Genomic DNA, 13,724 nt, shown 5'->3' with positions numbered 1-13,724 from the left:
GGCGGAGCCGTCACGGTACGGCTAACGACACCGATCTGCACGAGCGCATCAAGCCTGCGCAGCGCCTCGTTATGGGTAACGTGCTTCTGGGCCTGCGCGGGCATGATGTAAGGCAGGGCGAGATTGTCTGTGCTCACAGGGGCTTCCTCTTTGCCGGGATCGCCCAGAGTTTGACAGCACGCCGGATCAGCCGGATTGTCCTGCCCGCCACCTTGGCAGGAAAGCCATCCTGCGCCAGCCGCCTCGTGGACAGGTCTCCAACCTCTCCACCCATCCGCGCGGGCGACACGATCTCGCGTGGCACTACCAACCCGGCCTCGATGGATGATAGGGGAGCAACAGGCCTGTGAGCTCTACTGACGACACCAAGCAGCAGGTGCACGACTTCTGGAACGAAGCGGCCTGCGGCGAGGCCCTGCTGCTGACGGATACAAGCCGAGAGGCCTATGACGAGCAGGCACGGGAACGCTACCGGCTGGAGCCCTACATCCCCGGCTTTGCAGGCTTCGAAAATTCCTGCGGACTGGAGGTCCTCGAGATCGGTGTCGGGCTCGGGGCTGATCACGAGCAGTTTGCCCGTGCGGGCGCAGTCTTGCACGGGATTGATCTGACGCCTCGCGCCATCGAGATGACGCGCGACCGCCTTGGACAGGCAGGGCTCGTCTCGAACCTGTCAGTGGGAGATGCCGAGGCGCTGGATTTTCCGGGCGACCGGTTCGATGTCGTATATTCGTGGGGCGTGCTCCACCATAGCCCCGACACACCCCGTGCGATTGCAGAGGTTCACCGCGTCCTTCGCAAAGGTGGTGAGGCACGGGTCATGATTTACCATACGTGGAGCATGATCGGGCTGATGCTCTGGCTGCGCTATGGCCTTCTGGCAGGCCGCCCATGGCGTAGCCTCGAATATCTATACGCACACCACCTCGAAAGCCCCGGCACCAAGGCCTATACCGTTGAAGAAGCGCGCACGATGTTTGCCGCATTCGAGGATGTGAGTATCGAAACCGTCCTGACCCATGGGGATTTGCTGGAATCGGAAGCCGGACAGCGCCATCGCGGCGCGTTTCTGTCACTGGCCCGGAAAATCTGGCCCCGCGGGCTCATCCGCCGCTTGCTGCCCGCTGCCGGCCTGTTCATGCTGATCCGTGCACGAAAATAGTCTGATCCCTTTGAAAGTCCGGCCACCGGCCCCGTCATGAAACAGCTCCTCCAGTCCCTCAAATCCGGCGAGATCGAGATCGCTGACGTGCCTGCTCCGGCTGCTGGCCGCACGCAGGTGCTGGTCCGCACCTCGCGTTCGCTTGTGTCTGCGGGGACGGAGCGCATGCTTCTGGAGTTCGGCAAGGCCAATCTGATCGACAAGGCACGCCAGCAACCCGACAAGGTGAAGATGGTGCTGGAGAAGGTCCGCGCAGACGGGCTTTCGGCCACACTGGAAGCCGTCCGCACCAAGCTCGACCAGCCGATTGCACCTGGTTATTGCAATGTCGGCCGCGTCATCGAAAGCCGCGCGGCGGGTTTCACAGTGGGCGACCGGGTCGTCTCCAACGGCAAGCACGCCGAAATCGTCAGTGTTCCGCAAAATCTGTGCGCGCGCGTACCCGACACGGTCAGCGACGAGATGGCGGCTTTCACGGTACTGGGCGCCATCGGCCTGCAAGGCATTCGTCTTGCCAATCCAACGCTCGGTGAATGCGTGGTTGTGACGGGGCTGGGCCTGATCGGGCTTCTCACCGTCCAGATGTTGCGCGCTCAGGGCTGCCGGGTTCTTGGCATCGATCCTGACCCGTCCCGGCTGGCGCTCGCGCAACGCTTTGGCGCCGAGACCGCCAACGCCTCGGACGGCAGCGATGTCATTGCGAAGGCAATGGAGTTTTCACGCGGCCGCGGCGTCGATGCCGTGCTGATCACCGCCTCCACCCGCAGCAGCGAGCCGGTCTCACAGGCCGCCCGCATGTGCCGCAAGCGCGGACGCATCGTCATGGTCGGGGTCACGGGGCTGGAGCTCAGCCGGGCTGATTTCTACGAAAAGGAGCTGAGCTTCCAGGTCTCCTGCTCCTATGGTCCGGGCCGCTATGACCCGGCTTACGAGGAAGGCGGACAGGACTACCCGATAGGCTTTGTCCGCTGGACCGAACAACGCAATTTTGAGGCCGTGCTGGACCTGATGGCCGCCGGTGCGATCGACACCGCTTCGCTTACAAGCCACCGCTTCACGATCGAGCAAGGCGTCGAGGCGATGTCGCTCCTGACATCGTCTGAAGCCTCACTCGGGATCGTGCTGGAGTATCCGCAAGGTGCCAGCGAAGACAGCGCTCGCCCTGCCCGTAGCGTGACGCTGGCGCCAGCAGGAAACGCCGCCCCCGGCGCCGTGCGGGCCGGCTTTCTGGGAGCTGGCAACTATGCCAGCCGCGTGCTGATCCCCGCGTTCGCGAAGGCCGGTGCAGACATGCTCGCGCTCGCGAGCGCCGGCGGTGTCAGCGCGGTGCATTTCGGGCGCAAGTTCGGCTTTCGCCAGGCGGTCACAGACAGTGCCGCGATCTTCGCCGACGAGACGATCAACACGGTCGTGGTTGCCACACGCCACGACGCCCATGCCGGACAGGTCCTTGCCGCCTTGCGCGCGGGCAAGCACGTTTTCTGCGAGAAGCCGCTCTGCCTGACGCTCGACGAACTGGCCGAGATCGAAGCCGAAGCTGAAGGCCGCCCCGGTCAGCATCTGATGGTCGGCTTCAACCGCCGCTTCGCGCCGCATGTCCGCAAGATGAAATCGCTGCTCGATACGGTCGATCAGCCGAAAAGCATTGTCATCTCGGTCAATGCCGGAGCCATTCCGGCAGATCACTGGATTCATGACACCGCAGTGGGCGGCGGACGCATCATTGGCGAGGCCTGTCACTTCATCGACCTTGCCCGTCATCTGGCAGGCTACCCAATTTCCGGGACACAGGCGCTCACCCTGCAAGGCCAGGGTGCCCTCCACGGCAATCCTGACACGGTGAGCATAGGCCTCAGCTTTGCCGACGGCTCCACCGGAACGATCCATTACCTTTCCAACGGACACAAGGCGTTCGCCAAGGAACGCGTGGAAGTGTTTACTGCCGGACGCATCCTGCAACTGGACAATTTCCGTGTTCTGAAGGGATGGGGCTGGCCGGGCTTTTCGCGCATGGGCGGGCGAGGCCAGAACAAGGGCGCCGAAGCACTTGCCGCCGCCTTCGTTGACGCGATTGGCAAGGGCGAAGCGGCACCGATTGCCCGCAGCGAACTGTTTGAGGTCAGCCGCGCTACGATCGAGATCGCGCGAGGGGCAGGCTGATGGGCCTCGTGTCCTGGATGGACCGGACTTTCTATCCGGACCTAGCGAACAACTGGGATGACACCCTGTTTCGAGAACGCATCCTTGCCGCGCTGCCGGCGGACGCGGAGATCCTTGATGTCGGCGCTGGCGCCGGAATTGTGGAAATGATGAATTTTCGCGGCCTTGCCCGGCATGTCTGCGGCGTCGATCTGGATCCGCGTGTCACGGACAACCCCTATCTCGACGAGGGGCGGGTATCGGATGCCAGCGGCATACCCTACGAAGACAACCGCTTCGATCTCGCCTTTGCCGACAATGTAATGGAGCATCTCGACGCGCCGGAGGCGGTCTTTGCCGAGATTTTCCGGGTGCTGAAGCCGGGCGGTATCCTTCTGTTCAAGACACCCAACCGCAATCACTACATGCCGGTGATTGCCCGCCTTACCCCGCACGGGTTTCACCAGTGGGTGAACAGGCTGCGCGGCCGCGCGGAAGTCGACACCTTCCCGACGCGTTATCTGGCCAATTCGCGTGGCCAGGTCCGGCGCCTCGCCAAGGGCGCAGGCTTTGATGTCGAAGCCATCGAGCTTGTCGAGGGCCGGCCCGAATACTTGCGCATTTCGCCTGTGACCTATGTCGCAGGCCTCGCCTATGAACGGCTCGTCAATACCGGCAGCCTGCTGGAAGGGCTGCGCATCGTCCTGATTGCCCGCCTGAGAAAGCCGAACGGAGAGCGCCCGTGCTGATCGACATTATCGCCGGCGCACGTCCCAACTTCATGAAGATTGCGCCGATCATCCGTGCCCTGGAGGCACGCAAGGCGCAAGGCGGCCCGCTGACCTACCGGCTTGTCCATACCGGCCAGCATTATGATGCGCGCATGTCGGGCGATTTTTTCACCCAGCTGGGCATTCCTGCGCCGGACGTCAATCTGGAGGTTGGGTCCGGCACCCAGGCCGAACAGACCGGCGCGATAATGGTGCGCTATGAGAAGCTGCTGATGGAGGCTCGAAGCGCCCTCTGCCTCGTCGTGGGCGATGTGAACTCCACCATGGCCTGTACCATTGCCGCGAAAAAGCTGGGCGTCCGGGTTGCCCATGTCGAGGCGGGCATTCGCTCTGGCGACATCACCATGCCCGAAGAGGTCAACAGGATCGTCACCGACAGCCTCTCGGACTGGTATTTCACCACGTCGAAACGCGCCAACGAACACTTGCTCAAGACGGGCGCGCGGCCCGATCAGGTCCATTTCGTCGGCAACACCATGATCGACACGCTTCTCCACCACATGGAGGATTTGCAGAAGCCCGACTTCTTCGACGCTGCAGACCTTGTGCCCGGCGGCTATTTCGTCACCACCCTGCACCGGCCCGGCAATGTGGATCGCGGGGACGGGTTTGCCCGCCTGCTGGCGGCGATCGCCGATGCCACGCGCGGCGCGCCCGTGATCTTTCCGGTTCACCCGCGTACGGCCCGCACGCTGGAAGCGGTGGGCGCAGCGCCGGCGAGCTTCCACCTCGTTGATCCGCAGCCCTATCTGCAATTCATCTGGCTGGTAAAGCACGCCCGCGCTGTCATTACCGATTCCGGCGGCATCACAGAGGAAACGACCGTCCTTGGTGTGCCGTGCCTGACTTTGCGCGACTCTACCGAGCGGCCTGAAACCGTCGAGATGGGCACCAATGCCCTCATCGGCACCGACCCCGCCGCACTCGCCCCAGCCCTTGCACCACTGTTTGAAGGCAAGTGGAAGACAGGTGCCATCCCGCCGCTCTGGGATGGCCAGACAGCGCCGCGCATTGTCGCCGCGCTGGAGACCCTGCTGGCATGAGCGTGACCCTCAATGCGACCCGTCACTACCGGGAGCACCTGCGCGAGACGGCAGACTGGCTCGTTCGCTCCATCCGGCCGGGTGGCGGCTCTGCGGCGCATTATTCGCCGCTGCGGGGCTGGTCACCGCCCTACCCTGAAACCAGCGGTTACATCATCCCGACGCTGCTCGACGCTGCGAAAGCTCTGGATGATCCGTCTTTGCGGGACAACGCGATACGGATTGGCGAATGGCTCCTGACCCTGCAGGACGGCGAGGGCTGGTGGCCGGGCGGCGTCCTGCGCAAGGGTGCAAGCCTGACCCCCAGCGTGTTCAACACCGCCCAGATACTTGAAGGCATGACGGCGCTGGCACGTGAAACGGACGAGGCCCGATGGCGCGAAGCAGCCTCCAGAGGCGCAGGCTGGCTAGCCGGCACGCTGGGCGAGGATGGTTGCTGGCACGTTGGCAATTACCGCGAAGGGGTAAACCCCAGCTATTACGCGCAGGTCGCTTCGCCCATGTTGCAGGTCTGGTCCATTACCGGCGAGGCGGCGATACGCGACGGCGCCGTCAGGGTGCTCGACCGCATTCTGGAACGCAGGCTCGATAACGGCGTCATCGCCGGCTGGGGGTTTGATGAAGGCCGCCCGGCCTTCACCCACACAATTGCCTATACGCTGAGGGGCTTTATCGAGAGCGCCTTTATGCTGGACCGCTGGGATGATTACGGTGCGCCCTGCATGGCGGCACTGGAAAAACTCAACCGTCAAAGCGAGCTGCGCAATGGCCTTCTGCCCGGTGCCTATGGCGACGACTGGAGCGCTGTGCGCTGGTATTCCTGCCTGACGGGCAATGTCCAGACGGCGCTTTGCCTTCTGCGAGTGGAGCAAAGAGAGCCGGACCTGCGGCTGGTCAACAGCGCTGCCAAGCTGGTCGACCAGGTCTGCGCACGCCAGACGATTGGCGGCGGGTCTGCCGGCATTCGCGGCGCTGTGGCGGGCTCCTCGCCGCTCTGGGGGCGCTACATGTTCATGCGCTATCCCAACTGGGCCGCGAAATACCACGCAGACGCCCTCATGATGCTGAGTGACCGGCTTGAGCAGGAAGCCGCGCGGTGAAACCGGTGGTCCTGATTGCCGGGTATGACCGCGCACCGCACGCCATTGCCATCGCCGAAAACCTTCGCCGGGCCGCAATGGCGCCCAGCCTCATTGTAATCGCCTACCCGGTCAGCATGACCCGTATCCGGTCAATCCTGCGAAGCCGGGGCCTGGGGGCTATCCTCGGCTATCTGCGCGGCGGCAACGCAGCGGCAAAGCCGGAAAAATCGCCTTTGCAGGAATATCTGGCTGCATCGGGACTGGATGAAGACCGCTCCTTGCGCGCGTGGGCCGCGCGATGGGATGTCCGCTGCATCAGCGTGACAGACATCAATTCGGATTCAGCGACCCGCGCCATCGCCGAGCTTGATCCCGGTGTCACCGTCTACACCGGCGGCGGCATCTTGCGCCGCTCGCTGATCGAGGCGGCAAGGCGGCGTATCCTCAATGCGCATTCCGGCCCGCTGCCTGCCATTCGCGGCATGAATGCCTGCGAGTGGTCATTGCTGCTGGGTGAACCCCTGTCAGTCACGATGCACCTGATCGACGAGGGAATTGATACCGGACCGCAACTGGAACGCATCCCGGTCCGGGCGCAGTCAGGCGATACGGTCGACATGCTCCGCGAGCGGTGCGTCGTCGCCGGCATCGAGGGCATGACCCGCCATGTTCCGGCTTTGCTGTCGGGGCATGAACCGCAAGCGGTCGAGCGAAACAGCGCCGTACACCGGCAGTGCTTTGTTCTGGCTCCTGCCTTGCGCGAGTTGCTGACGGCGAAACTGCCGGACCTGATCCGGCAACAGCAATCCTTGTCAAAGCGCCGATGATCTCGCGCCGCTTCCTGCGCACGATCCGCCATACCCCGGCCTCCCAGCTCTTTCACCGGGCAGCCCTGATGGGGAAGAGACGCGCCTTTTGCCGGCTGGCTGCGCGATTTGAAAGTCTGCGAGCGCCTTCCTCTGCCCCGCCCCCTGCGCTTCAGGAGGATTTGCCAGCCCCGTTCCTGCCCTGCGCACATGGCAGCGTCACCGCACAGCCCGGCCGATACGCGTTCACCTTCCTCAACGAGACCCGCGAGTATGCCTTGCCTATCGACTGGCACGATGAGGCACTCAATACCGGCACGCGGCTGTGGAAGCTGAACCTGCATTATTTCGATTACGCCCATCAGCTCGATGACCCGGCCTTCACAGCACTGGTATCTGACTGGATCGAGCAGAACCGGCCCTATGGCCCGGGATACTGGCTGGACAGCTGGAACAGCTATGCCATGTCGATCCGGCTGGTCGCCTGGATGGGCGAGTTCCAGCGGCGGCAGGGAACACTGGACGCCCCGTTCAAGGACCGCCTCGCTGCGTCAATTGCCGAACAGGCCCGCTTCCTTCTCGCCAATCTGGAACTGGATATTGGCGGCAATCACATCATCAAGAACATACGCGCGCTTCTCTGGTGTGCGCGGTTTCTGGATACCCCGCTAGGTGCACGGGCGGGCCAGACCGGCATAAGTCTGCTGGAGCGCGAACTGGAACGCCAGATCCTTGCTGACGGCTTCCATTGCGAACTGTCGCCCGCCTATCACAATCAGGTCTTCGGTGACCTGCTTGATTGCTGGCGGCTGATGGCACCGGGCGCAGTGCGGGATCGCCTCCTGGTCAGGCTGGAGGCGATGGCGCAGATCGTCGCGGATTTCACGCATCCGGACAGCCAGGTGTCGCTCTTCAATGATGGCGGGCTGAACATGACCGTCCCGGCATCGGCCCTGCTGCGCACCTATGAGGAGATAACGGAGAAAACCGTGACCGCCCGCGCGGTTAGTCACTACACGTCGGCAGGCTATCATGTTCTGCGTACGCCGGATTTTCTGCTTGTGTATGACGCGGGACGGCTCGGTCCGGACGGGCTTCCTGCCCATGCACACGGGGATGTCTTCGCCTTTGAACTCTCCGCGGGCGGGCGCCGTCTCATCGTCGATACGGGTGTCTACGAATACAATCCGGGCTCAAGGCGCGATCACGCCCGCGCAACCGTTGCGCACAACACGCTGACACTGGACGACGAAGATCAGGGCGAGTTCTGGTCCGCCTTCCGGCTGGGCCGCCGCCCGGACGTGTCCGTGCATCGTGCGGACACCGAAAACGGCGTTTTGATCGTAGATGCCGGGCATTCCGGCTTTCGTCACCTGCCCGGCAATCCCGTTCATCGCCGGACGCTGACCGCCAGCCGGGATGGCATCATCAGCGTCAGGGATATTGTCACGGGCGGGGATGGCCAGAGAGCCCTTGCCCGTCTCCTGCTGCACCCGGATGTCAGCATCGAACGGGAGGCAGACGGGCGCTTGCGCCTGAAAAGCGGAGCTATCGAATGCCACCTCGAAGCCGGAGGCGCCAAGGTGCGCATCGAGAACCAACCCTGGTGGCCGGATTTCGGGGTAGAGATCGCGACACGCCAGCTGGTACTGGATTACGGTGTCGTTCCAGGTGAATGGGGCTTTGCGTTGCGCGTCGTGACTGGGGCCTCGGCAAGCGAAGCCGCGCCGGACGGGAAACCCGGATAGACCATGCACATACTCTTCCTCACCGACAATTTTCCGCCCGAGGTCAATGCGCCGGCCAGCCGCACGTTCGAGCATGCGCGTGAATGGGTGAAGGCGGGCGCGAAAGTGACGGTGATCACCTGCGCGCCGAACTTTCCCAAGGGCAAGGTGTTTGACGGCTATCGCAATCGCTTGCGCAGCACAGAGGAACTAGACGGCATCACCGTCATCCGGGTCTGGACCTACATCACCGCCAATGAGGGCTTCTACAAGCGGACACTGGACTATGTGAGCTTCATGGTCTCAGCGTTCCTCGCCTCGTTCAGCGTCCGGAATATCGACGTCATTGTCGGGACTTCCCCGCAATTCTTTACGGCGATGGGCGCATTTCTCGTCAGCCTCTTGCGCCGCCGTCCTTGGGTGTTCGAACTGCGCGACATCTGGCCGGCCTCGATCAAGGCTGTCGGCGCCATATCGGACGGCCCCGTACTCTCTGTGCTGGAGCGGATCGAGATGTTCCTCTACCGCCGCGCCAGCCACATCGTCACCGTCACCCATGCCTTCCGGGCCGAACTTGCAGAACGCGGCATTGATGCGTCGCGCATGTCGGTTGTCACCAACGGGGCGGATCTGTCTCGCTTCCGCCCTGCTGGCGGGTCACCGGCCCTCGCGGCCTCACTCGGTCTGGAGGGCTGTTTTGTCGCCGGCTATGTGGGGACGCATGGCCTCGCCCATGGTCTGGAGACGCTGCTCGATGCTGCCGCCCTCTTGCAGGAGCAGACCGCCACCCGCCATGTCCGCATCGTGCTTCTGGGTGATGGGGCCCGCAAGGCTCATTTGCGTCAGCGCGCCGATGAGCTGGGGTTGAACAACATAGTATTCCTCGACAGTGTCCCCAAGGATGCGGTGCCGTCCTACTGGGGACTTCTGGATGTTTCGATCATCCATCTGAAGCGGGATCCGCTATTTACTACCGTCATTCCCTCAAAGCTCTTCGAATGCATGGCCATGGGCGTGCCAGTGCTGCACGGGGTGGAAGGCGAGTCCGCCGATATCGTGCGCCGAGAGAAAGTGGGTGAAACCTTCGAACCCGAGAATGCTGGCGAACTGGCGCAGCGCCTGACCCGGCTCGTTGCAGAGCCGGAAACGCTTGCGAGTTACCGCGAAGCCGGCCTTGCCGCCGCGGCCCGATATGACCGTGCAAACCTTGCGGCCGACATGCTGGGCATCCTGCGCGAAACTGCCGGACCAAGCCGCCATGCTGGTAGCGGGGCCGGGCCTATTTCTGAGGAATGATGCTGACCTTCCCGGCGGGCACCTCAAGCCGCACCTGGGACTCCATCAGAGACAGAAGAATCCGGATGCGGTCCGCACTGCGCAATTCAAGAATATCGGCCAGCTCACCGGCGAAAGGTCCGTCGAGGATGCGCACGCGCTGACCTGCGCTCAACGCTTCGAGCCCGCGCACAAATGCTCCGTCTTCGTCACAGGCAGAGTGGAGTGTTTCCACCAGGCCCATCGGGGCAGGCTGAGGCAGACCACCAGCCTTGACCAGACGCACAACGCCGGTCGTACCGTCAATCGAACGCCAGCGAGCCGTCTCAGGGTCGAAACCGGCAAAAAGGTATCCGGGAAATAGCGGCGTTCTGGCCTCGCTCAGACGGCGCGCGTGACGCACAGTGCGCCATACCCAGGGCAGGAAGACACAAAAGCCCTGCCGCTCGAGATGCTCACCCGCCAGGAACTCTCGCCTGGGCTGTGTATGCACAAGATACCAGCGCTTCATCGCTCTACTTTACTGGAGGCCCCACACTCAGGGGTTAACCAAACGTTACGCAAAAGCAACACTTCATTGGCAAAACCGATCCTGATTGGCGAATCAGCGGGCGCAGGACGCGGAGCGGTTGCCCCGTTCAACCGGGAAGCGCATACCAGTTGGACCGAGAGGTCGCCCGGGGCGCTTGTATGGACAAGGAACCATTTCTGGTCGGACACGAGACCGGCTCCCGGCTTGTCATGCAAGCTGAAGCACTCGGTTCTTCCCGTCTGACCCGTTCCGTTTCCCACCCGGATGCCGCCTATGCTTCATGCCGTGCACTCTATGCAGGTGGTCGCGGGAAACGCGCTTTCGACATCGTCATATCGCTGACCGGGCTTGTGGCCCTGGCAATTCCGCTGCTTCTGGTCGCGGCACTGGTAAAGCTGTCCAGCCGGGGACCGGTCCTGTTCTGGTCGGAGCGCGATGACGGGTGCGGGCGAACCTTCCTGATGCCGAAATTCCGCACGATGCGGGTCGGTGCCCCGCTCCAGCCACGCGAGCAGTTTGCGGATGCCGCTGACAGCCTCACCCCGACGGGCCAGATTCTCCGCAGGCTGAGCATTGATGAACTGCCCCAGCTCTTCACCGTTCTGACGGGCAAGATGAGCCTGGTGGGCCCTCGCCCCCTGCTGCTCGATGATCCTGCCCTCGCGCAGCGCAAGATGCTGCTGGGCAATGCACGCGCCCGGCCCGGCCTGACCGGGCTTGCCCAGGTGAATGGCCGCAACTTCGTCACCCCGCGCCGCAAGGCACATTATGACGCATTCTACGCCCGCAACTGGTCGTGGAGGATGGATGCCGGGATACTGGCGAAGACCGTTCGCGTCGTCCTGTCACGCAGCGGCGTGCTCTAGGCCCGCCAACCCGCAGTTTCATGGTGGGTGGTGACGGGGTCGAACCGCCGACCTACTCGGTGTAAACGAGTTGCTCTACCAGCTGAGCTAACCACCCATCCAGGCAAAGCTGTTTAGCCGCCGCCGAACGGCTCGGCAATCGTCTCACTGTCATGACAGATGCACGGGATGCTCATCCGCTTCTGGCGGCGCGCTGCGCCGGTTGCAACCGGTCGGAGCCGTAGGAGCCGAACGAATGCACCGAGACAGCATAGCGGTGCAGTGTTTCCAGCGCCCGCGCGACATTCGGATGGCTTTCATGGCCATCAAGATCGAGGAAGAACATCTGCTGCCAGGGTTTGCCGGCAATGGGCCGGCTTTCCAGCTTGGTCAGGCTCACCCCTTCGCGGCGGAAGCCATCAAGGGCGCTGACCAGCGACCCAGCCTCATCTGACGTCACGATCACCAGCGAAGTCTTGCACGGCAGCAGGGGCGAAGCCGGCTTGGGATCCTGAGCCAGAGCAACAAAGCGCGTATAGTTTTCCGGATGATCAGAGGCGCTGGCATCAATGATGTTGAGGCCAAACAGGCGCGCGGCGTCGCGCCCGGCAACGGCAGCGATATCGGGCTTGCCCGTCAGCGCCTCGTTGAGCGCTTCGGTGGAGGAGCTGACGGCCCGCGTCTTCAGTTCCGGGTGGCGGGCAAAGAAACGCTGTGACTGGCGCAGGGCCTGCGGATGGCCGAGCACCGTGCGGACGCTGCCCAGATCATGCGCCTTGCCGACAATGCAGTGCTCTACCTTGTAGTGGTGCTCGCCCGCGATCTTCAGGCGCGTATCGCGCAAGAGATCATAGACCTCCACAATGCCGCCGGTCGTCGTGTTCTCGATCGGGGCAAAGCCGTAATCGGCCTCACCTTTTTCAACCGCCTCGAAAATCCCCGCAAACTCGCGCTGGATAACCGGCATGACAGCCGAATAGCGCCCGGCGAAGTGGGCATCTGCCGCAAACTGGCTATAGCTGCCCGGCCCGCCCAGATAGGCGACCTTCGCCTCGTTCAGCGTCGCATTGCGCACACGGGCATCAAGGCCTGCACGCTGGCGGCGCAGCGAGTCATCAATGATCAGCTGGAACAGCTTTTCGACAAAGGCCTCGTCCAGCCCCTCTTCCCGGCCAAGCGCAACCGCCCGGTCCAGCACGGCGCGTTCGCGTTCGACATCGCGAACCAGAGCGCCCTCACCGGCTTTCAGCGCGCCCAGCGCCTCTGCCAGACGCCGGCGCTCGACAAGCGTGCGGACGAGATTGGCATCGGCCGCGTCGATGGCCTGACGCAGGCTTGAACGTTCCTCTGAGCGATTGTCATTCTGGCTGGTCATGGTCTTCGTCCCCGAAATGAAAACGGCCCCGTCCGGTTTGGTGGAGGGGGCCGTGAAATCTGTCTGGCTCAAGAATGTGCGCGCAGACTTCACCCGCCCCCGGTAAAGAGGCCGAAATAATAGCGGGTGGCAAAAATGCTGCGCTTGCTCATACCGCCACTGTGAGCACGAAATGCCGACGGGTCAACGGTCCTTTGGCAACACGCTTGGCATTGATGGCTGCCCGTGAAACGCTGTGGCCTGGCTGTCATAAGGGGACCGACAATGATCCGTACCGCAATCGTGCTGGCGAGCTGCCTGCTTGCCGCGTGTTCACCGGCCGATGACGAGAGCCGTGCAAGCGGCACTGTTACCGCAGAAATAACAACATCGCTCGGCGTGATTGCCCTCGAGCTTTATCCCGATGCCGCGCCGGTCACGGTGGCCAACTTCATCGAACATGCGCGTGCCGGTCATCTCGATGGCGGTTCATTCTACCGGGCTGTCCGGCCCGACAATGACCGCCCTGAGGTCGAGCCGATGCATCTGATCCAGGGCGGGTACGGGTTTGATGGCTTGCCCGAAGCCGAAGGTATCGCGCACGAGCCGACCGGAGAAACCGGCCTCTCCCATGTGCGCGGCGCGATTTCGATGGCGCGCAACGAGCCCGGCACCGCCACCACCGAGTTCTTCATCATGGTGGATGACTATCCCGGTCTTGATTCCGGTCCCGGCCGGCGCAATCCCGACGAGGCAGGCTATGCCGTGTTTGGTCAGGTCACGTCCGGCATGGAGGTGGTCGAAGCGATCGCGGCCCAACCGACAGGCCTCGAAGCCGCTCCAGCCGATTTCCAGTATCCGCAATTCATCGTGGATCCCGTTCGGATAGAAAGCGTGCGCATCACCAGCGACTAGACCGTCGAACGGATCACAAAAAAGCCCCGGCCAATGGCCGGGGCTTCTTGCTG

General features: G+C 63.1%; 12 protein-coding genes and 1 tRNA gene. 10 read left to right on the top strand and 3 right to left on the bottom strand.

Going from position 1 to position 13,724, the window contains the following annotated elements; all coding sequences use genetic code 11:
• Positions 1-346: 346 nt before the first annotated feature.
• From ACTS2Z_RS02445 to ACTS2Z_RS02410, 8 genes are all read left to right on the top strand, one after another.
• The gene (locus ACTS2Z_RS02445) at positions 347-1,162 is read left to right on the top strand and encodes a class I SAM-dependent methyltransferase (RefSeq protein WP_442571646.1); all 816 of its coding nucleotides are present in this window, start codon (positions 347-349) and stop codon (positions 1,160-1,162) included.
• Positions 1,163-1,198: 36 nt separating this feature from the next.
• A complete protein-coding gene (locus ACTS2Z_RS02440) occupies positions 1,199-3,322 on the top strand; it encodes a bi-domain-containing oxidoreductase (RefSeq protein ID WP_442571645.1) in 2,124 nt (707 codons plus the stop codon).
• Positions 3,322-4,050, top strand: coding sequence for a methyltransferase domain-containing protein (locus ACTS2Z_RS02435; RefSeq protein ID WP_442571644.1), 729 nt, complete (start codon positions 3,322-3,324; stop codon positions 4,048-4,050). The genes ACTS2Z_RS02440 and ACTS2Z_RS02435 overlap by 1 nt, the downstream gene beginning before the upstream one ends.
• A complete protein-coding gene (gene wecB, locus ACTS2Z_RS02430; RefSeq protein WP_442571643.1) occupies positions 4,044-5,135 on the top strand; it encodes a non-hydrolyzing UDP-N-acetylglucosamine 2-epimerase in 1,092 nt (363 codons plus the stop codon). Before ACTS2Z_RS02435 ends, wecB begins: the two co-directional genes overlap by 7 nt.
• Positions 5,132-6,235 (top strand): hypothetical protein, encoded by a 1,104-nt coding sequence (locus tag ACTS2Z_RS02425; protein ID WP_442571642.1) that lies wholly within the window; start codon positions 5,132-5,134, stop codon positions 6,233-6,235. Before wecB ends, ACTS2Z_RS02425 begins: the two co-directional genes overlap by 4 nt.
• Positions 6,232-7,044 carry a formyltransferase family protein gene (locus ACTS2Z_RS02420; RefSeq protein WP_442571641.1) on the top strand — a complete coding sequence of 271 codons (813 nt, stop codon included), beginning with the start codon at positions 6,232-6,234 and terminating at the stop codon, positions 7,042-7,044. The genes ACTS2Z_RS02425 and ACTS2Z_RS02420 overlap by 4 nt, the downstream gene beginning before the upstream one ends.
• A gap of 161 nt (positions 7,045-7,205) precedes the next feature.
• The gene (locus tag ACTS2Z_RS02415) at positions 7,206-8,771 is read left to right on the top strand and encodes a heparinase II/III family protein (protein ID WP_442571640.1); all 1,566 of its coding nucleotides are present in this window, start codon (positions 7,206-7,208) and stop codon (positions 8,769-8,771) included.
• 3 nt (positions 8,772-8,774) lie between these two features.
• On the top strand, positions 8,775-10,046 hold the full coding sequence (locus tag ACTS2Z_RS02410; protein WP_442571639.1) for a glycosyltransferase family 4 protein: 1,272 nt from the start codon (positions 8,775-8,777) through the stop codon (positions 10,044-10,046).
• Here the strand turns inward: ACTS2Z_RS02410 and nusG are convergent.
• The gene (nusG, locus tag ACTS2Z_RS02405; protein ID WP_442571638.1) at positions 10,030-10,536 is read right to left on the bottom strand and encodes a transcription termination/antitermination protein NusG; all 507 of its coding nucleotides are present in this window, start codon (positions 10,534-10,536) and stop codon (positions 10,030-10,032) included. The two genes, ACTS2Z_RS02410 and nusG, sit on opposite strands and share 17 nt — an antisense overlap.
• Before the next feature lie 179 nt (positions 10,537-10,715).
• On the opposite strand from nusG, the gene ACTS2Z_RS02400 reads away from it, so the two are divergent.
• Positions 10,716-11,423: a sugar transferase gene (locus tag ACTS2Z_RS02400; protein WP_442571637.1), complete on the top strand. Its 708-nt coding sequence runs from the start codon at positions 10,716-10,718 to the stop codon at positions 11,421-11,423.
• A 21-nt stretch (positions 11,424-11,444) separates the two neighbouring features.
• Here the strand turns inward: ACTS2Z_RS02400 and ACTS2Z_RS02395 are convergent.
• Positions 11,445-11,520: transfer RNA gene (locus tag ACTS2Z_RS02395), tRNA-Val, on the bottom strand.
• 75 nt (positions 11,521-11,595) lie between these two features.
• Positions 11,596-12,777: a bifunctional chorismate mutase/prephenate dehydratase gene (locus ACTS2Z_RS02390; RefSeq protein ID WP_442571636.1), complete on the bottom strand. Its 1,182-nt coding sequence runs from the start codon at positions 12,775-12,777 to the stop codon at positions 11,596-11,598.
• A 264-nt stretch (positions 12,778-13,041) separates the two neighbouring features.
• On the opposite strand from ACTS2Z_RS02390, the gene ACTS2Z_RS02385 reads away from it, so the two are divergent.
• Entirely contained in the window at positions 13,042-13,671 is a 630-nt protein-coding gene (locus tag ACTS2Z_RS02385; RefSeq protein ID WP_442571635.1) for a peptidylprolyl isomerase, read from the top strand.
• Positions 13,672-13,724: the final 53 nt, after the last annotated feature.

The organism is Glycocaulis sp. (assembly GCF_052168375.1).
GTDB lineage: Bacteria > Pseudomonadota > Alphaproteobacteria > Caulobacterales > Maricaulaceae > Glycocaulis.
Note: the sequence above shows the minus strand (reverse complement) of the source record. Positions and strands in the feature narration are given on the sequence as shown.